The 26,399-nt window shown below is 59.2% G+C and carries 23 protein-coding genes; 14 read left to right on the plus strand and 9 right to left on the minus strand.

The window, feature by feature from the left end; genetic code table 11:
- The first annotated feature begins 336 nt into the window (after window positions 1-336).
- The 12 genes from betI to yccS all read left to right on the plus strand — a co-directional run bounded on the left by betI (window position 337) and on the right by yccS (window position 16,440).
- Window positions 337-930: a transcriptional regulator BetI gene (gene betI, locus BVK86_RS09780; RefSeq protein ID WP_075946244.1), complete on the plus strand. Its 594-nt coding sequence runs from the start codon at window positions 337-339 to the stop codon at window positions 928-930.
- A 62-nt stretch (window positions 931-992) separates the two neighbouring features.
- On the plus strand, window positions 993-2,465 hold the full coding sequence (gene betB / locus BVK86_RS09785) for a betaine-aldehyde dehydrogenase (RefSeq protein WP_075946245.1): 1,473 nt from the start codon (window positions 993-995) through the stop codon (window positions 2,463-2,465).
- A 180-nt stretch (window positions 2,466-2,645) separates the two neighbouring features.
- A complete protein-coding gene (gene betA, locus BVK86_RS09790) occupies window positions 2,646-4,349 on the plus strand; it encodes a choline dehydrogenase (RefSeq protein ID WP_075946246.1) in 1,704 nt (567 codons plus the stop codon).
- A 218-nt stretch (window positions 4,350-4,567) separates the two neighbouring features.
- On the plus strand, window positions 4,568-5,575 hold the full coding sequence (locus BVK86_RS09795) for a hypothetical protein (protein WP_092267225.1): 1,008 nt from the start codon (window positions 4,568-4,570) through the stop codon (window positions 5,573-5,575).
- Complete coding sequence (locus tag BVK86_RS09800; protein ID WP_075946247.1) at window positions 5,575-6,300, plus strand: AzlC family ABC transporter permease; 726 nt, start codon at window positions 5,575-5,577, stop codon at window positions 6,298-6,300. The genes BVK86_RS09795 and BVK86_RS09800 overlap by 1 nt, the downstream gene beginning before the upstream one ends.
- Window positions 6,297-6,641, plus strand: coding sequence for an AzlD domain-containing protein (locus BVK86_RS09805; protein WP_075946248.1), 345 nt, complete (start codon window positions 6,297-6,299; stop codon window positions 6,639-6,641). Before BVK86_RS09800 ends, BVK86_RS09805 begins: the two co-directional genes overlap by 4 nt.
- 226 nt (window positions 6,642-6,867) lie before the next feature.
- Window positions 6,868-8,310 carry a TldD/PmbA family protein gene (locus tag BVK86_RS09810; RefSeq protein WP_075946249.1) on the plus strand — a complete coding sequence of 481 codons (1,443 nt, stop codon included), beginning with the start codon at window positions 6,868-6,870 and terminating at the stop codon, window positions 8,308-8,310.
- Window positions 8,310-9,659 (plus strand): TldD/PmbA family protein, encoded by a 1,350-nt coding sequence (locus BVK86_RS09815; protein ID WP_075946250.1) that lies wholly within the window; start codon window positions 8,310-8,312, stop codon window positions 9,657-9,659. Before BVK86_RS09810 ends, BVK86_RS09815 begins: the two co-directional genes overlap by 1 nt.
- 153 nt (window positions 9,660-9,812) lie before the next feature.
- Window positions 9,813-11,240, plus strand: a complete 1,428-nt coding sequence (gene mdtD, locus BVK86_RS09820; protein WP_075946251.1) for a multidrug transporter subunit MdtD — start codon at window positions 9,813-9,815, stop codon at window positions 11,238-11,240.
- 105 nt (window positions 11,241-11,345) lie between these two features.
- Window positions 11,346-12,683: an ATP-dependent RNA helicase DbpA gene (dbpA, locus tag BVK86_RS09825; protein WP_231977978.1), complete on the plus strand. Its 1,338-nt coding sequence runs from the start codon at window positions 11,346-11,348 to the stop codon at window positions 12,681-12,683.
- A gap of 142 nt (window positions 12,684-12,825) precedes the next feature.
- Complete coding sequence (locus BVK86_RS09830) at window positions 12,826-14,004, plus strand: BaiN/RdsA family NAD(P)/FAD-dependent oxidoreductase (protein WP_075946512.1); 1,179 nt, start codon at window positions 12,826-12,828, stop codon at window positions 14,002-14,004.
- Between the two features lie 252 nt (window positions 14,005-14,256).
- A complete protein-coding gene (gene yccS / locus BVK86_RS09835; protein WP_075946253.1) occupies window positions 14,257-16,440 on the plus strand; it encodes a YccS family putative transporter in 2,184 nt (727 codons plus the stop codon).
- Between the two features lie 27 nt (window positions 16,441-16,467).
- Here the strand turns inward: yccS and BVK86_RS09840 are convergent, their stop codons facing one another.
- Window positions 16,468-17,205 (minus strand): substrate-binding periplasmic protein, encoded by a 738-nt coding sequence (locus BVK86_RS09840; protein ID WP_075946254.1) that lies wholly within the window; start codon window positions 17,203-17,205, stop codon window positions 16,468-16,470.
- Window positions 17,206-17,460: 255 nt separating this feature from the next.
- Here BVK86_RS09840 and BVK86_RS09845 point away from each other — a divergent pair, with 255 nt between their 5' ends.
- Window positions 17,461-17,913 (plus strand): GNAT family N-acetyltransferase, encoded by a 453-nt coding sequence (locus BVK86_RS09845; RefSeq protein ID WP_075946255.1) that lies wholly within the window; start codon window positions 17,461-17,463, stop codon window positions 17,911-17,913.
- A gap of 122 nt (window positions 17,914-18,035) precedes the next feature.
- Here BVK86_RS09845 and BVK86_RS09850 read toward each other — a convergent pair whose 3' ends face one another.
- The 3 genes from BVK86_RS09850 to BVK86_RS09860 are packed head-to-tail and all read right to left on the minus strand — an operon-like array spanning window position 18,036 to window position 21,023.
- On the minus strand, window positions 18,036-18,332 hold the full coding sequence (locus BVK86_RS09850) for a winged helix-turn-helix domain-containing protein (RefSeq protein ID WP_075946256.1): 297 nt from the start codon (window positions 18,330-18,332) through the stop codon (window positions 18,036-18,038).
- 30 nt (window positions 18,333-18,362) lie between these two features.
- Window positions 18,363-18,854, minus strand: coding sequence for a M48 metallopeptidase family protein (locus tag BVK86_RS09855; RefSeq protein ID WP_075946513.1), 492 nt, complete (start codon window positions 18,852-18,854; stop codon window positions 18,363-18,365).
- Between the two features lie 45 nt (window positions 18,855-18,899).
- Complete coding sequence (locus BVK86_RS09860; protein WP_075946257.1) at window positions 18,900-21,023, minus strand: putative bifunctional diguanylate cyclase/phosphodiesterase; 2,124 nt, start codon at window positions 21,021-21,023, stop codon at window positions 18,900-18,902.
- Window positions 21,024-21,342: 319 nt separating this feature from the next.
- Between BVK86_RS09860 and BVK86_RS09865 the strand changes: the two genes are divergently transcribed.
- Complete coding sequence (locus tag BVK86_RS09865) at window positions 21,343-22,011, plus strand: polysaccharide lyase family 7 protein (RefSeq protein ID WP_075946258.1); 669 nt, start codon at window positions 21,343-21,345, stop codon at window positions 22,009-22,011.
- 66 nt (window positions 22,012-22,077) lie between these two features.
- Here the strand turns inward: BVK86_RS09865 and fba are convergent, their stop codons facing one another.
- From fba to epd, 5 genes are all read right to left on the minus strand, one after another.
- The gene (gene fba, locus BVK86_RS09870; RefSeq protein ID WP_007981624.1) at window positions 22,078-23,142 is read right to left on the minus strand and encodes a class II fructose-bisphosphate aldolase; all 1,065 of its coding nucleotides are present in this window, start codon (window positions 23,140-23,142) and stop codon (window positions 22,078-22,080) included.
- Window positions 23,143-23,391: 249 nt separating this feature from the next.
- On the minus strand, window positions 23,392-23,724 hold the full coding sequence (locus tag BVK86_RS09875; protein WP_075946259.1) for an MliC family protein: 333 nt from the start codon (window positions 23,722-23,724) through the stop codon (window positions 23,392-23,394).
- A 56-nt stretch (window positions 23,725-23,780) separates the two neighbouring features.
- A complete protein-coding gene (locus tag BVK86_RS09880; RefSeq protein ID WP_075946260.1) occupies window positions 23,781-24,002 on the minus strand; it encodes a hypothetical protein in 222 nt (73 codons plus the stop codon).
- A gap of 34 nt (window positions 24,003-24,036) precedes the next feature.
- Entirely contained in the window at window positions 24,037-25,200 is a 1,164-nt protein-coding gene (locus BVK86_RS09885) for a phosphoglycerate kinase (protein ID WP_075946261.1), read from the minus strand.
- 26 nt (window positions 25,201-25,226) lie between these two features.
- Window positions 25,227-26,285 (minus strand): erythrose-4-phosphate dehydrogenase, encoded by a 1,059-nt coding sequence (epd, locus tag BVK86_RS09890; RefSeq protein ID WP_075946262.1) that lies wholly within the window; start codon window positions 26,283-26,285, stop codon window positions 25,227-25,229.
- Between the last annotated feature and the right edge of the window lie 114 nt (window positions 26,286-26,399).

Here is a 26,399-nt window from a genome sequence, read left to right on the forward strand (position 1 = left end):
TGAGGCAGAACTCATGGCACAGATGCTCCGGGCAGTGCGGGAGAAAATCACAAGGCAACGCGTTACCCGACCAATCGGTGAGTTGGCAGCCGACCAGCGGGTGTTATAAAGACACCCCAAAGAAGCCCGAACCCTAAAAGCGCCGTGGCGTATAGGTTTCGAGCCATTTTGGATGTCGGTTTTTCGTCATGTATGCATAGGAAAAATCGGTAAGCAGCGACGAATTGTCGCAGATCTTATTCTTTGTTGATTGAACGTTCAATCAAAACAAAATAGACTGGCCCTCAGTCCGACAGGCGTTTTGCGTCTGACGGAAGGCCTAAGGAGATGTGCAAGATGCCCAAGGTCGGTATGCAACCCATCCGCCGCCAGCAATTGATCGAAGCCACTTTGCAGGCGGTCGATCAGGTCGGAATGGGGGACGCCAGCATTGCGCTGATCGCCCGTTTGGCCGGTGTCTCGAATGGCATCATCAGTCATTATTTTCAGGACAAGAACGGCCTGATCGCTGCCACGGCGCAGTACCTGATGACGGTCCTGAGCGAGAACGTCACCGCGCGCCGTCAGGCGTTGAAGGACGAGAGCCCACGGGCTCACCTTCAGGTGATCATCGAAGGCAACTTCGACGCCAGCCAGGTCAATGGCCCGGCAATGAAAACCTGGCTGGCCTTCTGGGCCACCAGCATGCACCACCCGTCTTTGCACAGGTTGCAGCGGATCAACGATCACCGTCTGTATTCCAACCTGTGCTGCCAGTTCCGCCGCGTATTGCCGCTCGATGATGCGCGCAGTGCAGCCCGTGGCCTGGCAGCCCTCATTGACGGTTTGTGGTTGCGCGGTGCGCTGTCGGGAGACGCTTTCGACACCGAGCAGGCGCACCGCATCGCTTACGAATACATGGATTTCCAACTGGCCAAGCGGGTGAGTTAGAGCACACATAGAACGCTCAACCACCGCACAGCGCCAATCACTGATGCACTTGCGAGGACTTTATGGCCCGTTTCGAATTGCAAAAACTCTACATCGATGGCGGTTACTCTGACGCTGGCAGCGATGCCACCTTCGAAGCCATCAACCCGGCTAACGGTGAAGTCCTCGCCAAAGTACAACGCGCGACCAAGGAAGACGTCGAGCGCGCGGTGGTCAGCGCCGAAAAGGGCCAGAAAATCTGGGCTGCGATGACCGCCATGGAGCGTTCGCGCATCCTGCGTCGCGCCGTGGAAATCCTCCGTGAGCGCAACGACGAACTGGCGGCCCTGGAAACCCTGGACACCGGCAAGGCCTACTCCGAAACCCGTTACGTCGACATCGTGACCGGTGCGGACGTGCTGGAATACTACGCAGGCCTGGTGCCGGCCATCGAAGGCGAGCAGATTCCGCTGCGTACCACGTCGTTCGTCTACACCCGTCGCGAGCCACTGGGCGTTGTCGCCGGTATCGGCGCGTGGAACTACCCGATCCAGATCGCCCTGTGGAAATCCGCACCGGCCCTGGCCGCCGGTAACGCGATGATCTTCAAGCCAAGCGAGGTCACCTCGCTGACCACCCTGAAACTGGCCGAAATCTACACCGAGGCCGGCGTGCCAGACGGCGTGTTCAACGTCCTGACCGGCAGCGGCCGTGAAGTCGGCACCTGGCTGACCGAGCACCCGCGCATCGAGAAAGTCTCGTTCACCGGCGGCACTGACACCGGCAAGAAAGTCATGGCCAGCGCCTCGAGCTCTTCGCTCAAGGACGTGACCATGGAACTGGGCGGCAAGTCCCCGCTGATCATCTGCGACGACGCCGACCTCGATCGCGCCGCCGACACCGCGATGATGGCCAACTTCTACAGCTCCGGCCAGGTCTGCACCAACGGCACTCGCGTGTTCGTACCGGCGCACTTGAAAGCCGCTTTCGAAGCCAAGATTGCCGAGCGTGTTGCACGTATCCGCATCGGCAACCCGGAAGACGAAAACACCAACTTCGGTCCGCTGGTGAGCTTCGCCCACATGGAAAGCGTGCTGGGCTACATCGCCAAGGGCAAGGAAGAAGGCGCCCGCCTGCTGTGCGGCGGCCAACGCCTGACTGACGGCGAATTCGCCAAAGGTGCGTTCGTCGCGCCGACCGTGTTCACCGACTGCACCGACGACATGACCATCGTCCGTGAAGAAATCTTTGGCCCGGTGATGGCGATCCTGTCGTACGAAACCGAAGAAGAAGTGATCCGCCGCGCCAACGATACCGACTTCGGCCTGGCCGCCGGTATCGTCACCAAGGACCTGAACCGCGCCCACCGCGTGATTCATCAACTGGAAGCCGGTATCTGCTGGATCAACGCCTGGGGCGAATCCGACGCGAAGATGCCGGTCGGTGGCTACAAGCAGTCGGGTGTTGGCCGTGAGAACGGCATCAGCTCGCTGAACAACTTCACCCGCATCAAATCGGTACAGGTCGAGCTGGGCGATTACGTCTCGGTGTTCTAAGACCCGAGACTTGTATTGCTTGCCAGGCCGTCATCACTGGCGAGCCAGCTCCCACAGGTTGGGTGTCGCCCACCAAATCTGTGGCAGCCCCCAATCCTTGTGGGAGCTGGCTTGCCAGCGATTCGAGTGCGAAGCACTCGCCGAGGCCCGACCTGACCACTATCAAAGAGGGTTCATTCAATGTCCCAAGAATTCGACTACATCATCATCGGTGCCGGCTCTGCCGGTAACACCCTGGCGACCCGTCTGACTGAAGACGAAGGCGTCACCGTCCTGCTGCTCGAAGCCGGCGGCCCGGATTATCGTCTCGACTTCCGCACGCAAATGCCCGCGGCTCTGGCGTTCCCGCTGCAAGGCCGTCGCTATAACTGGGCCTACGAAACCGATCCAGAGCCACACATGGACGGTCGCCGGATGGAATGCGGTCGCGGCAAGGGCCTCGGTGGTTCCTCGCTGATCAACGGCATGTGCTACATCCGCGGCAACGCCATGGACTACGACGGCTGGGCAAAGTTACCAGGTCTGGAAGACTGGTCGTATCTGGACTGCCTGCCCTATTTTAGAAAAGCGGAAACAAGGGACATCGGCCCGAACGACTACCACGGCGGCGACGGCCCGGTCAGCGTGACCACGCCGAAAGCCGGCAACAACCCGCTGTTCCACGCCATGGTTGAAGCCGGCGTGCAGGCGGGTTACCCCGCTACCTCCGACTTGAACGGTTACCAGCAGGAAGGCTTCGGTCCGATGGACCGCACCGTGACGCCAAACGGCCGTCGCGCTTCCACGGCTCGCGGTTACCTCGACGTGGCCAAAAAGCGTTCGACCCTGACCATCGTGACCCACGCCCTGACGGACAAGATCCTGTTCGAAGGCAAGCGTGCGATCGGCGTGCGTTACCTGGTCGGCGACGCTGAAGAGCGTGTCGAAGCCAAAGCGCGCAAGGAAGTCCTGCTGTGCTCCGGCGCCATCGCTTCGCCGCAGATCCTGCAACGCTCCGGCGTTGGCCCGGCCGAACTGCTGAACAAGCTCGACATTCCGGTCGTCCACGACCTGCCGGGCGTTGGCGAAAACCTGCAGGACCACCTCGAGCTGTACCTGCAATACGCGTGCACCCAACCGGTCTCGCTGTACCCGTCGCTGCTCTGGTACAACCAGCCCGCCATCGGTGCCGAGTGGCTGTTTAACGGTACCGGCATCGGCGCCAGCAACCAGTTCGAAGCGGGCGGCTTCATCCGCACGCGCGAAGAGTTCGAATGGCCGAACATCCAGTACCACTTCCTGCCGGTGGCGATTAACTACAACGGCAGCAACGGTGTGAAAGAGCACGGCTTCCAGGCGCACATGGGCTCCATGCGCTCGCCGAGCCGCGGTCGTATCCAGGCCAAGTCCAAGGACCCGCGCCAGCACCCGAGCATCCTGTTCAACTACATGGCCACCGAGCAGGACTGGCAGGAATTCCGCGACGGCATCCGCCTGACCCGTGAAATCATGCAGCAACCGGCACTGGACGCTTTCCGTGGTCGCGAAATCAGCCCGGGCATCGACGTGCAAACCGATGAGCAGCTCGACAAGTTCATCCGCGAACACGCCGAAACCGCGTTTCACCCATCCTGCTCGTGCAAGATGGGCACCGACGAGATGGCCGTGGTCGATGGCGAAGGTCGCGTGCATGGCATGCAAGGCCTGCGCGTGGTCGACGCCTCGATCATGCCGATCATCACCACCGGCAACCTCAACGCGCCAACGATCATGATCGCCGAGAAAATCGCCGACAAGATCCGCGGTCGCAAGCCGCTGCCACGCAGCACCGCCACTTACTATGTAGCGGGTGAAGCGCCGGTGAAGGGCAAGCCGATGCGTGAAGTGAGCCAGATAGCTCAGTAACAGCTCACAAACGGCCTCAATCAAAACCGCCAACCTTTCCGGGTTGGCGGTTTTTTTTTGGCTAACACGATCTACTTACAGCAAACAACAATCATCACATCAAGTAACTAAAATTAATTACAACACTTCAATAAAAAACTCGTAACACTTGCACCAAGACCAGCTTAACAACTTCCATTACTATCCGCGCCCCGCCCCATGGGACAGGAGAAATTTCAATGGAAATCAATAGCATACCCAGCATCGGCCGAATCAAGACACCAAGTCACTTCAGGGATCAAATATCGAAAGAAAAAACAATCACCCTTGACTTCAGTTATTTGACCGGCGTGATTGAATCCTGGTGGAAAAAGAACGCCCAACTAGATACACACACCTTAAAAACACAATTAATCAACCTCCTCTTAACCTATCTGCACGCTGAAGATACTTTCCATTTCGACAAAGTAGGTCTGGCCGATGGGTGCGCAGCCGTCTGCATAAAAGATGTATTCAAACTTGACTCACCAAAACTCGCTTTAACTGTGCATGAAGCACTGGCCGACTTATTTCATCTCACAGACATAAAATACGACTACGAAGAGCACAAAGCACTGTACCTAAAACCCTCTGCAGAAATGTATCGGGAATGGGGCAATGGCCATGGCGATATCACACCACACTCCGATGATTTGTATGAAAACTTGAATGTCGATTACCTGGCCCTGACCGTTTGCCGTGACATCACAAAAACCCCCACTGCCTATTACTTCCCAAGCGATCTGCTTTGCGATTTGAACGATGACGAAATAACCGAATTACTGACTATGCAAGCAACGTTCATTTCCGGCAAAAACGTTAGCGGCCTGAAAGAGCGGGTTCGTCGCGTGGTTGAATTTTCCGAGCTCTACGGTTTCCATTTTTCGCTGGATTTCCGCATTGACTCTGAAAATGGTGAGCGAATGCGCGCAAAACATGGCGGTCAACATGTGCTAGACAAAATCCGAGCCGGTTTGCCAAACGCAAAACACCATGTTTCAACAGCTGAAACCGGTACGTTCCTGATCGTAGCCAACCACAAGATACTGCATGCCCGGCCGATGCTGAATATGGATGCCAATGAGGCTCGTGATCAAGCTCACAACTCAACATTCAGCACAACGCCAAGATTATTGTTCCGAAGCAAAGGTCCCAGGAAGCACTACTTCCCGCTGGATGAAACAACCTATACAGCGGAGGCCCATTGATGGCGACTCCGGATACGCTCATTCGATCCTCGGCCGCCAGCGTTTTTATTGAAGGGGCACGCGACGCAATTACCTTTGGTGTCGCATTCATTTTCCTCTACTTATCCATAGGCCTTTTAAGCGCGACGCAATCGCTATCGTTGAGCCAGGCGCTGGCAACAACTCTGTTGATATTTTCCACGCCACTGCAATTTCTACTAATACAAAGCTATAACGACGGGTGGATATTGCTTCCTATCATCGTGGCACTCAACGCTCGCTTTGTATTACTTTCCGCCACACTTGCCCCCTATATCAGGAACACTTCCACCCTGAAAACCATAGTGTCCTTGATTCTGATCACACCTTCGATATTCACGGGGTGCGTCACTCGATTCAAACGCAAGGCCGATCATCCCTTTACCTACATGATCGGCCTGGGTCTTCCCATATTCGGCATATCGATCATCTGCACCTACATCGGTTTCATCGCCGGCGCAGAGTTCACCTCTCCGGTCATCTACGCAGCGATGACACTGTTGTTGCCTCTGCAATTCACCGCATTGGCCGGCAAACATTGGCCTCATTATTCGGAAGTATCGAGTTACTGGCTTGGTTTTATCGGTGCACCATTATTGGTCTATCTATTCAAGGACTACAGTTTGCTCTGCACGCCTTTCATTATCGGCGGATTGATCGTGCTGATTGAAAACAACTACAAAAAGCGCGAAGGCGTAACCCCATGACAATCTGGCTTCTTATCGCATTTTCCGCCCTGACCGCCTTTGCATTTCGTGCCCTGCCTTTTGCCTTCAAAAACAGCGCCGCGCTCACCCATACCCAAGGTTCCTTTTATCGATTCATCAGCTACAGCGCACAGGCAATGTTGGGTGTCATCATTTACGACACGGCATTCAACAAAAAGGATGCGCTAACCCTGTTGCAGCAATTTGAACCGCTGGATGCGCTGAAGCTGGTTTTGCTGGTCGGCACCTTCATAGCCGTCGCGAAAACAAGGAAAATCCTGCCTGCTTTTTTTGCAAGCCTGTTCATTTATGTCGCAGCTTTCGTCTATCTGAACGGCTGATCGCAGGTCTTTGCCTGACAGTGGAATTGATCGCGAGCAAGCTGCAACGCCTGTTCGCGAACACAATCAGTAGCCAACTCGTCTCCCGTCGAGCGTACTTCGCAATCCTTTCCTCCATTGCTCCGACCTTGATACTCCCCCCTTCGCAGGCCTAATCTAGCGCCACGCAATCGTTTCCCCCCTCGCTGCAACGCGTCACCGTCACTCCATACAAGGAGGTTCCCGAATGTTCGATTTCCATCCCCAACTCAAGCAGCGTTTTGCTGCCTTGCGCACGGGCGCTGAATTCTTTTCCCTGCGTTATGTGCGCGAGTCCGGCCAGTACCTGTCGGTGCGCAAGAACGTCGCCGAACCGCCAAGCCTGAGCCGTGACGAAGGGGCGATGTTGACCGTTCGGGTCAACGGTGTCGAAGCCTATGCCGCGACCAATGACGTGTCGCAACAAGGCCTGCAGGCCGCGCTCGAGCGTGCCGAACAGCAGGCCCGACGGCTCAAGCCTCACGCGCTGCTGGACCTGAGCGAGCAAAACGTTTCCAGCGACCGTGCCGATTACTTTTCACCCAACCTCGATCAGCCCTTTCCGTCCCTGAGCGACTGCTACGCCTTGCTCAGTGCCGAATCCGCTTCCGTGCCCAAAGACGAGCGCCTGGTGAACTGGCAGGTGAGCATCGGCATCACTCATGTCGAGCAGATTTACCTCAGCAGTGCCGGCGCCGAACTGCGTCAGGCACAGCGCTTCGTCTACCCCGGCCTCGATGTCACCGCCTACGACGGCAATGACAGTCAGACCCGCACCCTGGGCCGGGAGAACTTCGGCCAACAGGGCGGTTTCGATGTCATCAGCCGCTGCGGGCTGATTGGCGCAGGGGTGAAAATCGCCGATCAGGCCCTGCAATTGCTGCTGGCGCCGAACACGCCGCAAGGTCCGCGCGACCTGCTGTTGATGCCCGACCAGATGATGCTGCAGATCCACGAATCCATCGGCCACCCGCTGGAACTGGACCGCATCCTCGGCGACGAGCGCAATTACGCGGGCACCAGCTTCGTCAAGGCTCAGGACTTCGGGCGCCTGCAATACGGCTCGAAGTTGCTCAACGTGACGTTCGACCCGAACATCCCCGAGCAGCTCGCCAGCTATGGCCATGACGATGACGGCACGGCCGCCAGCAAACAGTTCCTGATCCGCGAAGGCTTGCTACTGCGCCCGCTGGGTGGAGCGCTGTCGCAATTCCGCGCAGGCATGGACGGCGTCGCCAACAGCCGCGCCTGCGGCTGGAACCGTCCGCCGATCGACCGGATGGCCAACCTCAACATCGAACCAGGCGATCAGCCGCTGGAACAGCTGGTCGGCAATATCGAGCACGGCATTCTGATGAGCACCAACCGTTCCTGGTCCATCGACGATGCGCGCAACAAATTCCAGTTCGGCTGCGAATGGGGTCAGTTGATCGAAAACGGTGAACTCAAGGGCGTGGTGAAAAACCCTAATTACCGGGCGATTTCCGCACAGTTCTGGAAGAGCCTCAGCGCCGTCGGCGATGCCAGCACGTTCAAGGTCCTTGGCACACCCAACTGCGGCAAGGGCGAGCCGAATCAGGTGATCCGCGTCGGTCACGCTTCACCCGCCTGCGTGTTCAGCCATGTTGATGTGTTCGGGGGAGATGCCTGATGACCACTTTCACGAGCGCCGCAAAAGCCCAGGTCGAATCGTTCAAGGCCCTGGTCACCGGATTGCGTGCAGCCCTGCGCGAACCGGAACAGTTCACCCTCAGTTACGCGGCCGAGTCGTCGGCCTTCGTGCGTTTCAACCATGCCAAGGTGCGGCAGGCCGGGCACGTGCAGCAGGCGAGCATCGGTTTGAAACTGATCAACGAGGGCCGTCACGCCGACCTGCAAATCACCCTGGCGGACGATCCGCAAGTCGACCTTCAGCGCCTGACCGAAGGTTTGCAACAGCTGCGTGAAACCTTGCCGCTGCTGCCGAAGGACCCGTACCTGCTGCTCAACTACAACGGCTGGCAAAGCCAGAACGTGCAGGAGCATCCACTGCCGGACACCGGGCAAGTGATCGACGAAATCACCTGCGCCGCTGAAGGGCTGGACCTGGTCGGGTTTTATGCCGCCGGGCCGATCAGTCGTGGTTTTGCGAGTTCCGCCGGGGCGTTTGGCTGGCATCAGGCCAACAGTTTCAACTTCGACTTCAGCCTGTTCCATGAAAACGCTCAGGCCGTGAAAGCCAGCTATGCCGGGAATGACTGGAGCAGCGAAGGTTTTGCCAAGCGCTTCCAGCAGGCCCGCGAGCAACTTGAATTTCTGGGGCGTCCGTTGCGCACATTGCCGCCGGGGCAGTACCGCGCTTATCTCGCCCCCGCTGCGCTGGAGGAGATTATGGGCATGCTGTGCTGGGGCGGTTTTTCCGCACAGTCGGTTGCCAGTAAGAGCAGCCCGCTGCAGAAGCTGTACGCGGGCGATCAGACGTTCAGTCCACTGGTTTCGCTGGATGAGAAGGTCAGTGGCTCGCTCAGCCCGGCGTTTTCCGACGAGGGTTACCCGCGCAGTGATTTGCGCTTGATTGTCGAAGGCAAGGCCGGCGCGCAAATGGTCGGCTCGCGCAGCGCCGCCGAATACGGCCTGACCGCCAACGGTGCCAGCGGCAGCGAATCGCCGAGTGCGTTGAACTTGCAGGCCGGGGATTTGCCTGAGGCAGACGTGCTCAAGCAACTCGGCACCGGTCTGTACATCAGCAACCTGTGGTACTTGAACTTCTCGGATCAACCGGCGGCTCGCCTGACCGGCATGACCCGGTTTGCGACGTTCTGGGTCGAGAACGGCGAGATACAGGCGCCGGTCAGCACCATGCGTTTCGATGACAGTGCCTTCAGCCTGCTCGGTTCGCAGCTGGAAGCGCTGACTCAGGAACGCGAGATGCTGTTGTCGGCGAGTACCTATAGCCAGCGGGCGACGGCTTCGGCGTTGTTGCCCGGGGCGCTGGTCAGCAAACTCACCTTGACCCTGTAAACACGAAAAACCCCGGCACACCGGGAATCCTGTGGGAGCGAGCCTGCTCGCGATAGCGGTAGTTCAGTCGACGTTAATGTTGAATGAAAGGGCTCATCGCGAGCAGGCTCGCTCCCACATGGACTGCGATCACTTCAACCTCCAAGAGGTCCCATGCCCAATCGCCCGCCTCTCGACCCTGTCACCGCCCGCTGGGTGCCGTGGGTCGTCGCCATTGCGTTTTTCATGCAGTCCCTCGACGGGACGATCCTCAACACCGCCCTGCCGGCCATGGCTCGCGACCTGGCTGAAGATCCGCTGCGCATGCAGGGTGTGATCATCGCCTACATGCTTACGGTCGCCTTGCTGATTCCCGCCTCTGGCTGGATCGCCGACCGCTTTGGCACCAAAAAAATCTTCTTCAGTGCGATTCTGCTGTTCAGCCTCGGCTCACTGCTCTGCGCATTGTCGACCAGCTTGACCCAGTTGATCGGCGCCCGGGTGATTCAAGGCCTGGGCGGCGCGTTGATGCTACCGGTCGGGCGGCTGGTGGTGCTGCGTGCCTACCCGCGTTCGGAACTGGTGCGGATCATGGGCTTCATCACCATTCCCGGCCTGCTCGGTCCGCTGATCGGCCCGACCATGGGCGGCTGGATGGTGGAGTTCCTGACCTGGCACTGGATCTTCCTGATCAACCTGCCGGTGGGCCTGATCGGTTGCTACGCCGTGTGGAAATTCATCCCCGACCTGCGCGGTTCCGAGCGCACGCGCTTCGATAGCCTGGGCTTCTTGCTGTTCGGCGCGGCGATGATTCTGATCACCGTCGCCATGGAGGGTCTGGGCGAATTGCACCTGCCGCACCTGCGGGTGATGTTGCTGTTGTTCGGCGGCATGGCGTGTCTGGCGGCGTATTGGCTGCGCGCCGGGCACATCGACAATCCATTGTTCGCGCCGTCGCTGTTCAGGACCCGGACCTTTGCCGTCGGGATTCTCGGCAACCTGTTCGCTCGCCTGGGCAGCGGTGCACTGCCATTCCTGGTGCCGTTGTTGCTGCAAGTGGCGCTCGGCTATTCGCCGTCCCAGGCCGGGATGAGCATGCTGCCACTGGCCGCTGCGGCGATGATCGCCAAGTGGGTGGCGCGGCCAATGATTGAACGGTTGGGCTACCGCATCGTGCTGACCGGCAACACGCTGGCACTGGGGATCATGCTGGCGAGCATGGGGCTGGTCAGCGAGCAGACGCCGTACTGGCTGCTGCTGTGCCTGCTGGCAATTCTCGGTGCGATCAACTCCCTGCAGTTCACGGCAATGAACACCGTGACCCTGATCGACCTCGACGACGCCAGCGCCAGCAGCGGCAACAGCCTGCTGTCTGTGGTCGCACAATTGTCGTTGAGCCTTGGCGTTGCGTGCGCCGGTGCATTGCTGGGCGGGTTCACGGCGGAGATTGGAAACGACGGTGTAGACACGGTTCTGGGTGCCTTCCAGCTTACATTCGTGACCGTTGGCATCATGGCGATGCTGGCGGCAACGATCTTTTCCCAGCTCTCAAAGGAAGACGGACGGCGCGTCAAACGTCCGGAACAGCACATCGAACCTTAGGGCGAATGGCCATCGGACTGGTACACTGCGCGACATTTTGTTTTGCAGGCCAGTCCCGTGACCACCATCGCCACCGAATTTAATACTTTGCCGCTGTCCGCCGCCATGCTGGCTAACCTCGACTCCCTCGGTTATGCCCAGATGACGCCGATCCAGGCGCAAAGCTTGCCGGTGATCCTCAAAGGGATGGACCTGATCGCCCAGGCCAAGACCGGCAGCGGCAAGACCGCGGCCTTCGGTATCGGCCTGCTGAACCCGATCAATCCGCGCTACTTCGGCTGCCAGGCACTGATCCTGTGCCCGACCCGCGAGCTGGCCGACCAGGTCGCCAAGGAAATCCGTCGCCTGGCCCGTGCCGAAGACAACATCAAGGTCCTGACCTTGTGCGGTGGCGTGTCCCTCGGCCCGCAGATCGCTTCGCTGGAACACGGCGCGCACATCATCGTCGGCACCCCGGGGCGCATCCAGCAACACCTGCGCAAAGGTTCGCTGGTATTGCACGGCCTCAACACCCTGATCCTCGACGAAGCCGACCGCATGCTCGACATGGGTTTCTACGACTCCATCGAAGAAATCATCATGCAGGCCCCGGAGCGTCGCCAGACCCTGCTGTTCTCCGCCACGTACCCGGTGGGCATCAAGCAACTGGCCTCGAAGTTCATGCGCAACCCGCAGCAAGTGAAGGCTGAGGCGTTCCACGACGACACGCAGATCGAGCAGCGTTTCTACGAGATTTCCCCGGAAGAACGCATGAGCGCCGTGACCAAGGTCCTCGGCCACTTCCGTCCGGCGTCCTGCGTTGCCTTCTGCTTCACCAAGCAGCAGGTTCAGGAAACGGTCGATCACCTGACTGCCAAGGGCATCTCTGCCGTGGGCCTGCATGGTGATCTGGAACAGCGTGATCGCGACCAGGTGCTGGCGATGTTCGCCAACCGCAGCACTTCGGTACTGGTTGCCACCGACGTCGCGGCCCGCGGTCTGGACATCGATTCCCTGGACATGGTGATCAACGTCGAGCTGGCCCGTGATTCGGAAATCCACATCCACCGCGTTGGCCGTACCGGTCGTGCCGGTGAGAAAGGCCTCGCGATCAGCCTGGTCGCACCGTCCGAAGCCCAACGTGCGCAGGCTATCGAACAGTTGCAGAAATCGCCGCTGACCTGGGATCAGGTGGACAACCTCACCTCCCAGGGCGGTGGTCCGCTGCTGCCACAGATGAGCACGCTGTGCATCGGTGCCGGACGCAAGGACAAGGTGCGTCCAGGCGACATTCTCGGTGCACTGACCGGCGATGCCGGTATTCCCGGTGCTCAGGTGGGCAAGATTGCGATTTTCGATTTCCAGGCCTATGTGGCGGTTGAGCGTGGCATCGCCAAGCAAGCCCTGCAGCGCCTGAACGACGGCAAGATCAAGGGCCGTTCATTGCGCGTTCGCATCCTGTAAGAGCAACGCATTCCCCTGTGGGAGCGAGCCTGCTCGCGAAGGCGGACTGTCAAACAACTTCTATGTTGAATGTGCAGTCCCCTTCGCGAGCAGGCTCGCTCCCACGGTTTGTTTTGTGGTGAACCATCAAGAGGACACCGTTTTGCGCTCTACCGAAGTCGTGATCATTGGCGCTGGCGCCGCAGGGTTGATGTGTGCGCTGACTGCCGCCGGGCGCGGGCGCAAGGTGTTGTTGCTCGACCATGCGAACAAGGCGGGCAAGAAAATCCTGATGTCGGGCGGTGGCCGCTGCAATTTCACCAACATGTACACCGAACCGGGCAATTTTCTTTCGCAGAACGCGCATTTCTGCAAATCGGCGCTAGCCCGCTACACCCAGTGGGATTTTATCGGCATGGTCGCCAAGCACGGTGTGCCGTATCACGAGAAAAAACTCGGGCAGTTGTTCTGCGATAACAAATCCAGCGACATCCTCGAGATGCTGCTCAACGAGTGCGATCAGGTCGGCGTGAGCCTGCACCTGGATACCTCGATCCAGACCATCGAGAAGCTCGAGAAGGGTTACTTGCTCGACACCACCCTCGGCCAGGTGACGTGCGAATCCCTGGTGATCGCCACGGGCGGCCTGTCGATCCCGACCCTGGGCGCCACCGGTTTCGGCTATCAGGTGGCCAGGCAATTTGGCCACGAATTGCTACCAACCCGCGCCGGCCTGGTGCCGTTCACCATCACCGATCAACTCAAGGAGCTGTGCAGCGAACTGTCCGGGACGTCGGTGGATTGCCTGGTGAGCTGCAACGACCAGAGCTTTCGCGAGAACATTCTGTTCACTCACCGCGGCCTCAGCGGCCCGGCGATTTTGCAGATTTCCTCGTTCTGGGAATCCGGCGATACCGTCGAGATCAATCTGATGCCGGACCATGATGTATCCGACTGGCTGCAACAGCAGCAAGCCGAGCGCCCCAACAGCGAGCTGAAAACCCTGCTTGGTGAAATTTTCACCAAGAAGATGGCCAATCTGTTGGCGGATAACTGGTTCGTCTCCAAACCGATGAAGCAGTACACCCACGCCGAAATCGCCGCCATCGCCGAAAAACTGGCGAGCTGGAAAGTCGTGCCGGCCGGCACCGAAGGCTATCGCACTGCCGAAGTGACATTGGGTGGTGTGGATACCAACGAAGTGTCCTCCAAGACCATGGAATCACTGAAAAGCCCTGGCCTGTATTTCATCGGCGAAGTGCTCGACGTGACCGGGCATCTGGGCGGCTTCAATTTCCAGTGGGCGTGGGCCTCGGGCTATGCGGCTGCGCAGTACGTCTGACCAATGTCAATACAATCCCTGTGGGAGCAGGCTTGCCAGCGATGAGGCCGGTACATTCAACCTCTTTGTTGACTGTCAGGTCGCTATCGCTGGCAAGCCAGCTCCCACAAGGTTCTATATCAATCTCAAAGATCACGGTCGGCACAGGATCTCAAAGGAACAAATTTTGCTGTCTGATGTGATCGGCGCCATTGCGTCGGCGTCATTAGTGGCTCAATTTAGCGTCATTGCCTCGGAAGGCCCTCGCACTTCATGTCATCGACTTCGTTCAGCCAGTCTCTGCGTCGCCTTTGGGCGCTGGATAAATTCAGCTACAGCGTGCGGGTATTCATTGCCCTGACCGGCACCATGGCGCTGTGTTGGTATCAGGATGAAATGGGGCTGCTGATCCCGTTGTTCCTCGGAATTATCGCCAGCGCCCTGGCCGAGACCGACGACAGCTGGCAGGGCCGTCTCAACGCATTGGCGGTGACGCTGGTGTGTTTTGCCGTTGCCGCCCTGTCCGTCGAACTGCTGTTTCCTTACCCCTACCTCTTCATCATTGCCTTTGCCCTCGCCGCGTTCTGCCTGACGATGCTCGGTGCGCTCGGCGAACGCTATGGCGCGATTGCCTCGGCGACGCTGATCCTGTCGGTCTACACCATGATCGGCGTGGACCAGCGCGGTGGTGCGGTCACCGATTTCTGGCACGAGCCGCTGCTGTTGGTGGCCGGTGCCGCCTGGTACGGCGCGCTGTCGGTGTTGTGGCAGGCACTGTTTTCCAACCAGCCGGTGCAGCAGAGCCTGGCGCGACTGTTCCGCGAGTTGGGCTTTTACCTGAAGCTGAAATCCTCACTGTTCGAGCCAATCCGGCAGATGGACGTGGAAGCACGGCGACTGGAACTGGCGCAGCAGAACGGTCGTGTGGTGGCGGCCCTCAACGCGGCCAAGGAGATCATTCTGCACCGCGTCGGCAACGGTCGGCCGGGCTCGAAAGTCAGCCGTTACCTGAAGCTGTACTTTCTCGCCCAGGACATCCACGAGCGTGCCAGTTCTTCGCATTACCCTTACAACGCCCTGGCCGACGCGTTTTTCCACAGTGACGTGCTGTTCCGCTGTCAGCGCCTGCTGCGCCAGCAAGGCAAGGCCTGTCGCGCACTGGCCGAGTCGATCCAGATGCGTCAGCCATTCATCTATGACGCCAGCTTCGCTGAAGCCCTGAGCGACCTGCACGCCTCCCTCGAACATTTGCGCATCCAGAGCAATCCGGCCTGGCGCGGGTTGCTGCGCTCATTGCGGGCGCTGGCCGCGAACCTCGGCACGCTCGACCGCTTGCTGAGCGACGCCAGCAACCCCGATGCGCTGGCGGACGCCACAGACAGCAGCCTGCTCGACCGCTCGCCGCGCAACCTCAAGGATGTGTGGATTCGTTTGCGCACGCAGCTGACGCCAACGTCGCTGCTGTTCCGCCACGCCCTGCGCTTGCCCCTGGCCTTGAGCATCGGCTACGCGATGGTGCATTTGATCCACCCGTCCCAGGGCTACTGGATCATCCTGACCACGCTGTTTGTCTGCCAACCGAACTACGGCGCCACCCGCCGCAAGCTCGGCCAGCGGATCATCGGCACCGCCATCGGCCTGACCCTGGCCTGGGCGCTGTTCGACCTGTTCCCCAATCCGCTGATCCAGTCATGCTTCGCCATCGCCGCCGGGGTGGTGTTCTTTACCAACCGCACCACCCGCTACACCCTGGCGACGGCGGCGATCACCCTGATGGTGCTGTTCTGCTTCAACCAGGTGGGCGACGGTTACGGGCTGTTCCTGCCACGGCTGTTCGATACCTTGCTCGGCAGCCTGATCGCCGGGCTGGCGGTGTTCCTGTTCCTGCCGGACTGGCAGGGTCGACGCCTGAACAAAGTGCTGGCCAACACGCTGACCTGCAACAGCATTTACCTGCGCCAGATCATGCAGCAATACGCCGCCGGGAAACGCGACGACCTGGCGTATCGCCTGGCCCGGCGCAACGCACACAACGCCGACGCCGCGCTGTCGACCACCCTGGCCAACATGCTGATGGAGCCAGGGCATTTCCGTAAGGAAGCGGATGTGGGTTTCCGTTTTCTGGTGTTGTCGCACACCTTGCTCAGTTACTTGTCCGGTCTCGGCGCGCATCGGGAAACCCTTTTGCCGGCGGATGTACGCGAGCATTTGATCGAAGGTGCCGGGGTGAAACTGGCCGCCAGTATCGACGAAATCGCCCAAGGCCTGGCGAGCAAATCGGCGATTGCAATTCAGAGCGATGAGGAAGAAGCGCTGGCCAACGCGCTTGAGCAGATGCCCGATGAGATCGATGAAGGGCAACGGCTGGTACAGACGCAACTGGCGTTGATCTGCCGGCAGTTGGGGCCGTTGCGGACGCTGGCCGCGCATTTGATCAAGGATACGAGTGAGGGTTGAGACTGGCCCTGGCTGGCTGGGCCCCACCTACATCCCATGCTGCTTGAGCAATCGCTCATAACTCCCATCCGCCTTCATCGCAGCAATCGCCCGGTCGAAACCGGCGACGATTTGCTCATGCCCGGGGTTCTTCAAACTGACCAGGATATGCAAGCCATTCTCGCTCAGCGGTTTGGGCAGGAACTCCACGGCATTGCGCACCTTGGCAGGCTCACGGGCCAGGTAATAACGCGCGACGTATTCATCTTCCAGGGTCAGCTTGACCCGGTCGGCGGCCACCATGCGCACGGCCATCGCGAAACTGTGCACCGGGACCTTCTGCAGCGACTGGTCTTCATCGAAGGCCGGTGAGTAGGCATACCCTCGCACCACCGCAATTGGATAAGTATGCAGTTGCTGCAGATTGTTGAATTCGATGGGCGCGTCTTTGCGTTTGAGAAAGCGCACGCGATTGACCAGGTACTCACTGGAAAACTTCCCCAGTTTCGTGCGCTCTTCGGTGTACCAGGCATTAACCAGCACATCGTATCGGCCCTCGCTCACGCCCAGCAGGGCGCGCGCCCAAGGCACCTGTTCGAAGTCACTGGCATAACCGGCCCGCGCCAGTGCGGTGCTGACAATGTCCGTGGCCAGACCGCCATTGACCAGTGTCGCGTCGGTAAACGGCGGCCAGGCGTCAGCCACCAGCCGCAGCTTTTCCGCTGCCGCACTGTGAGTCAGCAACAGCAATCCAATCAAAGCAAAGGCTCGATGCAATCGCGGCATGCTTGAAAATCCTTAGCGGGCGGCTACCCGACATGTTTTCAGCCAAAACCCCAAGACCCGGTAACAGCACAGACAGGCACTAAACGGTAGCTCATTGAAGCCACTTCGCATCGCTTGACTCCAGATTACACAAAGAAGACAACAGCGCGCGAAATGAATGATGGCATTTTGGTCTTTGTCACAGATTTCTCTGCCATACAGACATCCAGCGCCCAGGCGCTTAGTATCGAGCAGACGTTTTCAGGGAATCAGAACATGACAATCGATTGGGTCTGCAAACACCACAGCGATCTGGGCAAAGAACAGCTTTATGCCATTTTGCAGCTGCGCAGCGAGGTGTTCGTCGTCGAGCAAAAATGTATTTATCAGGACATCGATGGTCAGGACCTGGAGGGGGATACCTGCCATTTGATGGCGTGGGACGGTGATCGGCTCGTGGCGTACCTGCGCTTGCTGGACCCTGAGCTTCAGGGTGGTGATGTGGTGATCGGCCGGGTGATCATTGCACCACCGGCGCGGAGCACCGGGCTCGGCCATGAGCTGATGGCTCAGGCATTGAAGCAGACCGAAAAGCGCTGGCCGGACATGCCGGTCTATCTCTCGGCGCAGGCGCATTTGCAGGGTTATTACGGGCGGTACGGGTTTGAGGTGGTGGGGGAAGAGTATGTAGAGGATGGCATTCCACACATTGGAATGCGGCGTTCCTGAGGACACTCTCGCTGGCAATCCAGCTCCCACAGTGATCGCGGGCACATCGAAAATCTGCAACCGCCCCTGAACCTGTGGGAGCGGGCTTGCCCGCGATAGCGTCAGCACTGGCAGCGAGAAACTCAGGGATACGCCAACACGTTTTTTATCTGCCGCAAATTGCGCTCGATCCACCCCCGATCAATCGCCCCCCAGTCGCGAATCCGGTAGCGGCCGGCATGGTTGCGCGCGCCTTCTTCCTGTTCGAATTCGCAAACGATATCCAGGTCGGCCAGCGCTGCGAGGGTGTCCTGGGCTGTGCGTCGGGGCATGCCGGTGACCTCGGTCAGCGCCGGAACACTGCTGGCCAGGCCGCTGTCGATCAGGTACGCCACGTACAAGCGGCGGTAAAAGCTGCTCTTGGTCTTGCTTACGTCCATCCCTGTGCCTCTTGTTATTCAGAAAATCTTTTATTGCATGTCCCGCCACGTCAGGTAAACCCGCACATCAAACTCCACCTGGTGATACCCGGGCAGCATGTGCTCGCACAGTTTGTAGAACGCCTTGTTGTGATCGGACTCTTTGAAGTGCGCCAACTCGTGCACCACGATCATTTTCAGAAAGTCCGAAGGCGCTTCCTTGAACAGTGAAGCGATGCGGATTTCCTTTTTCGCCTTGAGCTTGCCGCCCTGCACCCGGGAGATGGTGGTGTGCAATCCGAGGGCACGGTGCGTCAGGTCCAGGCGGTTGTCGAACAACACCTTGTCGATGGCCGGGGCGTTGCGCAGGTATTCCTGCTTGAGATCCAGCGCGTAGGTGTACAGCGCCTTGTCGCTCTGCACGCCATGCTGGTCCGGATAACGCTTGCTCAAGTACTCGCCCAGCCGACCTTCGGCGATCAGCTGGCGCACTTGATCCTGCAAGGAAGCGGGATAGGCCTGGAGGTATTTCAACGCAGTCATCGCAGCGGCAACACAGATCATGAACAGGTCGCCAGTGTAGCGAATTCAACCGGTCAACGCGCTCCAGTCGAACGGCTGCGAGAAGTGGCCGGTGTCTTCGGCCATCATCGGACGCGCCACGAGGAAGCCCTGCACATACTCGCAGCCATTGGCTTGCAGCCACTGATATTGCGCAACGGTTTCCACCCCCTCGGCGATCACCAGCATGCCGTACTGTTTGCACAACTCGATCACATTGCGCACCAGCGCCGCGTCCCGTGAAGACTCGGGCAGGCGAGCGATCAAATGCCGGTCAAGCTTGAGCGTGTCCAGCTCCAGGTCGCGCAAATGGGACAGCGAACACGGGCCGGAACCGAAATCATCCAGCGCTACCCGGACCCCGAGATTGCGCAGCAAACGCAGCTGTTTGCGGGTTTCTTCGGGGTTGAAGGTCAAGGCTTCTTCCGTCACTTCGACTTCCAGGTGACGCGACTGCAAACCATGACGCTCCAATACCTGACGCAATTCGGTGACCAGGTTAGGCATGGCGAACTGCGTGCTGCTCAAGCTGACGCCCAGCACCAGATCGTCGGCAAACAGGGCTTCCCAGGCTTTGCGCTGTCCGGCACTGCGTTGGTAAATCCAGCTGCCCAAGCGACTGATCAACCGCGCCTCTTCCAGCAACGGCAAAAACAGCCCCGGCGGCACGTCGCCAACGCTCGGATGCTGCCAGCGCAAGAGTGCTTCAAAGCCGCGAATCCGCCCGTCGGCAATGGCCACCTGTGGCTGATAGACCAGGTTGAAATCGCGGTTCTCGATAGCATCGCGCACGCTTTCTTCAAGCATCAGCCGTGAGCGGGCCCGGCCATTCATTTCATGATCGTAAAAACGATACTGCTGGCGACCGGCGCGCTTGGCTTCGTACATCGCGATGTCAGAAGCCCGCAGCAAACCGTCCAGATTGGCACCGCAATCCGGAAACGTGGCAATGCCGATGCTCGCGCCCAGCGCGATATCCAGACCGTCGATCTGCTGGCAGATCGATACCCGCTCAATCAACTTCTCGGCAATCTTGGCCGCTTGCTCGGGGAACTCCAGATCCAGCAACGCGGTGAATTCGTCGCCGCCCATGCGCGCCAGGATGTCAAAGGGCCGCAAGCAGGCCTTCAGCTGCTCGGATACCCAGCGCAACACCCGATCACCGGCATCGTGGCCGAGGGAATCATTGACCCGTTTGAAACCATCGAGATCGAGGTACATCAGGACCCATGCACTGTCGGTTCGCTCGCCACGCAACAGCAGGTTTTCCACCGTCTGATAGAAACCCCGGCGGTTGAGCAACCCGGTCAGCGGATCGGTGACCGCCTGGAATTCAAGTTGCTGGTGCAAGTGGCGCACCACGGACATGTCCAGCACGGTGACCACCATTGCATGCTGCTCGGCAGACAAGGGTGCGCAGGACAAAGCTACCGGCACCTGTTGGCCGGGGGCGGTTCGCAACAACGCGTCGTGCAGGCGCAATGTCTCACCGCGTTTGTAGCCGGCCAGCAAGTCCGAATCGGCCCACACCGGAATGTGCGGTTTTTGCAGGTAATCCAGAAACTCCTTGCCTTGCAGCTCCTGCACCGTGGCACTGAGCAGGCGCGACATCGCCGGGTTGGCGAAGCGGATCAGACCGTCCTCGTCCACCACCAGAATGCCTTCGGCGGCGTTGTCCAGCACCGAGGCGTTGAAGGCGCGCGCGACCTCCAGATCGTGGCTCAGGCGCTGCAAGGCCCGACGATTGCGCTGGTGCTCCAGCAACGCCTGGACCTTGGGCTTGAGAATCTGCGGATCGAACGGTTTGAACAGGTAATCCACGGCGCCACTGGCATAGCCCTTGATCACGGCGTCCTGGGACTGTTCGTTGGCGGTCAGGAAAATAATCGGCGTCAGCCGTGTCCGTTGGCTGCCGCGCATCAGGCGCGCGACTTCGAAACCGTCCATGCCCGGCATCTGCACATCCAGCAGCACCAGGTCGACATCGTGTTCAAGCAACAGACTTAGCGCCTCGAAACCCGAGGCCGCCGTGATGACGTGCCAGTCCTGGCGCTGCAACAATGCGCGCATGCTGATCAGGTTTTCAGGATAATCGTCGACGATTAATAACGTTGAGTTGCCTTCAATTGGCGGGGTGCGCGCGCATTCCATGCTGCTTCTCTATTCGGGACGTCAGGCCGGTTTCTCGTGAAAACCGGACAAATACTGTGCCTTCACTCTAGACCGGGATCAACAAAATCAGAAGCTGTCAGTACGCCATCATCTAACCAAAGGGTTAATTCGCCGACTAACGGTCGTCTCTGCAGGCCGCTAAAAACGGGAAAGATGGCCTTTTAACAGGATTTTGACGTCATCCATTTGTCGGTCCGACATTAACAAAGCGTCCACCTACGATTATAAAGACCGCCCTCCAAGGCACGTGCTAGAGCTTCTGGCACGTGCGTGCAGCACAATTTGTGGAAGCTATTTTATGATCGACCTCGCAACGTGGAACCTCAGCGTACCCGTCGGCAGCCCGCCGTACACTGTTGAAACCTCCAAACTGGTGAACGGCTTCAAGGATCAATACTTCCATTCAAATACTGGTGTGCTGTTTTTCTGGTCGCCCGTGACCGGCTCCAAAACCGAAAACGCAATCTACCCACGCACCGAACTGCGCGAAACCTACAGCAACGGCACGCTGCGCAACTGGTATTACCCGGACGCCGACAACTTGCTGCGCGCCACCCTCACGGTGAACCAGGTGCCGAGTTCCGGAAAAATCGTCATCGGCCAGATCCATGCTTACAACAGCCAGAAACCGATGGTCAAACTCGAATACCAATACAAAACCAGCACCGAAACCGGCAACCTTGTCATTAAAGTCAGAATGCACCCGACCGACTCAGAAAGCCGGGTCATCACCCTCGCCACCGGCATCAAGCTCAACCGTGAATTCAATTACCTTATTCACTTGAGCCCCGGCGGCGCGCTCGGTGTCAGTGGCGCGGGCTACCAGTGGGACACCAAAATCAGCGCTACATGGCGGGACAAACCGCTGTATTTCAAAGCCGGGGTGTACGTTCAGGATAACACCGGGTACACCAGTGAAGGCGGGAAAGTGACATTTAGCAAGCTGGATATCGATCACGATAAATAGGCAGACCTGCGCCCACAAAAAAACCCGCCTCTCGGCGGGTTTTAATGCAACTCAAACGTCGAAGTCTTAGTTGACCTTGGCGTTCAACTCACCTTTGAGGTAACGCTGATACATACCTTCCAGCGAGATCGCCTTGATCTTCGAAGCGTTGCCGGCGGTGCCGAAGGCTTCGTAGCGAGCGATGCACACGTCGCGCATGGCGGTGACGGTGGCGCCGAAGAATTTACGTGGGTCGAATTCGCTCGGGTTGGTGGCCATCAGACGACGCATTGCGCCAGTGGACGCCAGACGCAGGTCGGTGTCGATGTTGACCTTGCGCACGCCGTGCTTGATGCCTTCAACGATTTCTTCAACCGGCACGCCATAGGTTTCTTTGATGTCGCCGCCGTACTGGTTGATGATCGCCAGCCACTCTTGCGGGACCGAAGACGAACCGTGCATCACCAGGTGAGTGTTCGGAATGCGCTTGTGGATCTCTTTGATGCGGTCGATCGCCAGCACGTCGCCGGTAGGCGGCTTGGTGAACTTGTAAGCGCCATGGCTGGTGCCGATGGCGATGGCCAGGGCATCCACCTGGGTACGTTTTACGAAGTCAGCGGCTTCTTCCGGGTCGGTCAGCATCTGGCTGTGATCCAGAACGCCTTCGGCGCCGATACCGTCTTCTTCACCGGCCATGCCGGTTTCCAGCGAACCCAGGCAGCCCAGCTCGCCTTCTACCGAAACGCCGCAGGCGTGAGCCATCGCAACGGTTTGCTGGGTAACGCGGACGTTGTAGTCGTAATCGGTCGGGGTCTTGCCATCTTCGCCCAGGGAACCGTCCATCATCACCGAGCTGAAGCCCAGTTGAATGGAGCGCTGGCAAACGTCAGGGCTGGTGCCGTGGTCCTGGTGCATGCACACCGGGATGTGCGGGAATTCTTCGATGGCTGCCAGGATCAGGTGACGCAGGAACGGCGCGCCGGCGTATTTGCGAGCACCGGCCGAAGCCTGGACGATCACCGGGGAGTCAGTCTTGTCAGCGGCTTCCATGATGGCGCGCATCTGCTCAAGGTTGTTGACGTTGAAAGCTGGAACGCCGTAGCCGAACTCGGCTGCGTGATCCAACATCTGGCGCATGCTGATAAGTGCCATTGTGTGTGTCTCTCCCGGTTGAGGGTCGTTAATCGTGCCAGCCTGCCGGAGCGGCGGCGGCTATTCAAGTTATTGCAGATCGGGGGTTAAACCCGGCTGCGAATCCGGTGGTGCAAAATCTCAAGAACAACGCAGGTCCCCGTGGGAGCGAGCCTGCTCGCGAAAGCAATCTTGCGGCCAACATTGCAGCGCCTGTCAGACCGCTATCGCGAGCAGGCTCGCTCCCACATCAGGCCTGCGGTGTGTCAATTACTGCGCTTTACAGCCACGCCCAATCAAATCATTGGTGGCGACCCAGTAAACCAGGCCTTCCTCACCTTTAATGTGAAACGCCAGCATGTTGTCGCTGTACAGCGAACCCGAAGCACCCGGTTCTTCCTTCAGGCGATAGACCTGATCGGCGCCACCCAGGCGCACATCGACTTGCGTGCGGCTGTCATCGGTATAACGCCAGAGCACTTTGGCCTGACTGTCGCAGGTCCACGTGGTCCAGTTATCCGCCGGAGCGGATGACTGGAACGGGTTCAAGTTGGCGCATCCTGCCAGCAGTGCCAGCGCCGCAACGGCGATAAAACCTTTCATCCGTGTTCCTCGGCTGACGGCGCACGCCAACAGCCCTGAGTAAAGAGTCAGACCCATCAAGGACAACCATGTTCCTTGGCGGGGGTCTGTGTCTCGTATTTGTCCAGACCATCAGGCCCTGAGCGCTTGTTGAGCACCGGATTGGTTTCCGCCTGCCAGTCGGCCTGGTAGCAACCGTTCCGGGGCGCGGCCGGCACAGGCTCCGGGGTAGCTTTCGGGTTACTCCCGCAAGCCGCCAGCGAACCCGCGACGATCAACAACGCTAACGACTTGACCATAAGAACACTCCCTTGCCTGGCCAAACGGGCGACCTCAGGCCTTGGCCCGGCTTTCCAGGACTTCAACGGCCGGCAACACTTTGCCTTCGACGAATTCGAGGAACGCGCCGCCACCGGTAGAAATGTAGGAGATCTGCTCAGCAACGCCATACTTATCAATGGCGGCCAGGGTGTCGCCGCCACCAGCGATGGAGAACGCCGCGCTGTCGGCAATGGCCTGGGCCAACACTTTGGTGCCGTTACCGAACTGGTCGAACTCGAACACGCCGACCGGGCCGTTCCACAGGATGGTTTTCGACGATTTGAGCAGCTCGGCGAAATTCGCTGCGGTCTGCGGGCCGATGTCGAGGATCATGTCGTCGGCGGCGACGTCAGCGATCAGCTTCACCGTGGCTGTAGCGCTTTCGGCGAATTCCTTGGCAACCACCACGTCGACCGGCAGCGGCACGCTGACTTTGGCGGCGATGGCGCGAGCGGTGTCCAGCAGGTCCGGCTCGTACAGCGATTTGCCGACCGGGTGACCGGCAGCGGCCAGGAAGGTGTTGGCAATGCCGCCGCCGACGATCAACTGGTTGCAGATCTGGCTCAGGCTGTTCAGCACGTCGAGTTTGGTCGACACCTTGGAGCCGGCAACGATGGCAGCCATAGGCTGGGCCGGGGCGCCGAGGGCCTTGCCCAGTGCGTCCAGCTCGGCCGCCAGCAGCGGACCTGCCGCAGCGACTTTGGCGAACTTGGCCACGCCGTGGGTCGAACCCTCGGCACGGTGAGCGGTACCGAAAGCGTCCATCACGAATACGTCGCACAGGGCGGCATATTGCTTGGCCAGGTCGTCGGCGTTCTTCTTCTCGCCCTTATTGAAGCGCACGTTTTCAAACAGCACGATGTCGCCGGCCTTGACGTCGACGCCACCGAGGTAGTCGGCCACCAGCGGTACTTCACGGCCCAGGGCCTTGCTCAGGTAGTCGGCGACTGGCTTGAGACTGTTCTCGGCCGAGAACTCGCCTTCGGTCGGACGGCCAAGGTGCGAGCAGACCATCACGGCTGCACCTTTTTCCAGGGCCAGCTTGATGGTCGGCAGCGAAGCCAGGATTCGCGCATCGCTGGTGACAACACCGTCCTTGACAGGGACGTTGAGGTCTTCGCGGATCAATACGCGCTTACCTTGCAGATCGAGGTCGGACATCTTCAACACGGTCATGGGTCGCATTTCCTGAGTAGCTGATCTTAGAGAGCAGGTTTTTTTGAAGTCGCTGTTTGCAGATAGTGATCTGCAACGTCCAGCATTCGGTTGGCAAAACCCCATTCGTTGTCGAACCAGGCCAGGATGTTCACCAGCCTTGGGCCGGAAACACGGGTCTGACTGGCATCGACGATCGCCGAATGTGGGTCATGGTTGAAATCACAGCTTGCATGGGGAAGCTCGGTGTAGGCCAACAGGCCTTTGAGCGGGCCGCTGGTAGCCGCCTCGCGCAGGATCCGGTTGACCTCGGCGGCGTCGGTATCGCTCACCGTCTGCATCGTAATGTCGAGGCAAGACACGTTCACCGTCGGCACACGTACCGCTTTGGCCTGAATCCGCCCGGCAAGTTCCGGCAGCAGACGCTCGATGCCACGCGCCAGACCAGTGGACACCGGGATCACCGATTGGAACGCCGAACGGGTACGGCGCAGGTCTTCGTGGTGATAGGCATCGATCACCGGCTGATCGTTCATCGCCGAGTGGATGGTGGTGATCGACACATATTCCAGGCCAATCGCCTGGTCCAGCAGACGCAACAGCGGCACGCCGCAGTTGGTGGTGCAGGACGCGTTGGAGACCAGCAGTTCGTCGCCCGTCAGGCAATCCTGGTTCACACCGTAGACGATGGTGGCGTCGACATCCGCCTCGCTGGCCATCGGCTGGGAAAACAGCACTCGCGGGGCACCAGCGTCGAGGAAGCGCTGGCCGTCTTCGCGGGTGTGGTAGGCGCCTGAGCACTCCAGCACCAGATCGACGTTCAACGACGCCCAATCGATGCCTTCGGGAGTGGCGCTGCGCAGGACCTTCACGCAGTCGCCATTAATATGCAGACAATCGCCGTCGACCTTCACCTCTCCGGGGAAACGCCCGTGAGTGGAGTCGAAGCGTGTCAGGTATTCGATGCTGGCCATGTCGGCCAGATCGTTGATCGCGACAATTTCAAACCCGGCCGACGAGCCTCGCTCGAACAACGCACGCAAGACGCAACGACCAATCCGGCCGTAGCCGTTGAGTGCAACTTTGTAGGGACGCGGTTGAGGCATGGGGTTCTCGATTACCGTGGTGAATCTGTCATTGCAGCGTTGTCTGAACCACCGCTTTCGCAAGCAGGCTCGCCCCCACATGGACAATGTAGATCCCTGTGGGAGCGAGCCTGC

This window comes from Pseudomonas reinekei, assembly GCF_001945365.1.
GTDB classification, from domain to species: Bacteria; Pseudomonadota; Gammaproteobacteria; order Pseudomonadales; family Pseudomonadaceae; genus Aquipseudomonas; species Aquipseudomonas reinekei.

Bases quoted from the DNA above. Each gene is read 5' to 3' on its own strand.
- BVK86_RS09875 (WP_075946259.1), bottom strand. From the start codon at position 23,724: ATGAAAGGTTTTATCGCCGTTGCGGCGCTGGCACTGCTGGCAGGATGC.
- BVK86_RS09840 (WP_075946254.1), bottom strand. From the start codon at position 17,205: ATGCCGCGATTGCATCGAGCCTTTGCTTTGATTGGATTGCTGTTGCTG.
- BVK86_RS09880 (WP_075946260.1), bottom strand. From the start codon at position 24,002: ATGGTCAAGTCGTTAGCGTTGTTGATCGTCGCGGGTTCGCTGGCGGCT.
- BVK86_RS09845 (WP_075946255.1), top strand. From the start codon at position 17,461: ATGACAATCGATTGGGTCTGCAAACACCACAGCGATCTGGGCAAAGAA.
- BVK86_RS09810 (WP_075946249.1), top strand. From the start codon at position 6,868: ATGTTCGATTTCCATCCCCAACTCAAGCAGCGTTTTGCTGCCTTGCGC.
- betA (WP_075946246.1), top strand. From the start codon at position 2,646: ATGTCCCAAGAATTCGACTACATCATCATCGGTGCCGGCTCTGCCGGT.
- BVK86_RS09860 (WP_075946257.1), bottom strand. From the start codon at position 21,023: ATGGAATGCGCGCGCACCCCGCCAATTGAAGGCAACTCAACGTTATTA.
- yccS (WP_075946253.1), top strand. From the start codon at position 14,257: ATGTCATCGACTTCGTTCAGCCAGTCTCTGCGTCGCCTTTGGGCGCTG.
- betB (WP_075946245.1), top strand. From the start codon at position 993: ATGGCCCGTTTCGAATTGCAAAAACTCTACATCGATGGCGGTTACTCT.
- dbpA (WP_231977978.1), top strand. From the start codon at position 11,346: ATGCTGGCTAACCTCGACTCCCTCGGTTATGCCCAGATGACGCCGATC.
- epd (WP_075946262.1), bottom strand. From the start codon at position 26,285: ATGCCTCAACCGCGTCCCTACAAAGTTGCACTCAACGGCTACGGCCGG.
- mdtD (WP_075946251.1), top strand. From the start codon at position 9,813: ATGCCCAATCGCCCGCCTCTCGACCCTGTCACCGCCCGCTGGGTGCCG.
- BVK86_RS09805 (WP_075946248.1), top strand. From the start codon at position 6,297: ATGACAATCTGGCTTCTTATCGCATTTTCCGCCCTGACCGCCTTTGCA.
- BVK86_RS09800 (WP_075946247.1), top strand. From the start codon at position 5,575: ATGGCGACTCCGGATACGCTCATTCGATCCTCGGCCGCCAGCGTTTTT.
- BVK86_RS09885 (WP_075946261.1), bottom strand. From the start codon at position 25,200: ATGACCGTGTTGAAGATGTCCGACCTCGATCTGCAAGGTAAGCGCGTA.
- fba (WP_007981624.1), bottom strand. From the start codon at position 23,142: ATGGCACTTATCAGCATGCGCCAGATGTTGGATCACGCAGCCGAGTTC.
- BVK86_RS09865 (WP_075946258.1), top strand. From the start codon at position 21,343: ATGATCGACCTCGCAACGTGGAACCTCAGCGTACCCGTCGGCAGCCCG.
- betI (WP_075946244.1), top strand. From the start codon at position 337: ATGCCCAAGGTCGGTATGCAACCCATCCGCCGCCAGCAATTGATCGAA.
- BVK86_RS09795 (WP_092267225.1), top strand. From the start codon at position 4,568: ATGGAAATCAATAGCATACCCAGCATCGGCCGAATCAAGACACCAAGT.
- BVK86_RS09815 (WP_075946250.1), top strand. From the start codon at position 8,310: ATGACCACTTTCACGAGCGCCGCAAAAGCCCAGGTCGAATCGTTCAAG.
- BVK86_RS09850 (WP_075946256.1), bottom strand. From the start codon at position 18,332: ATGGACGTAAGCAAGACCAAGAGCAGCTTTTACCGCCGCTTGTACGTG.
- BVK86_RS09855 (WP_075946513.1), bottom strand. From the start codon at position 18,854: ATGACTGCGTTGAAATACCTCCAGGCCTATCCCGCTTCCTTGCAGGAT.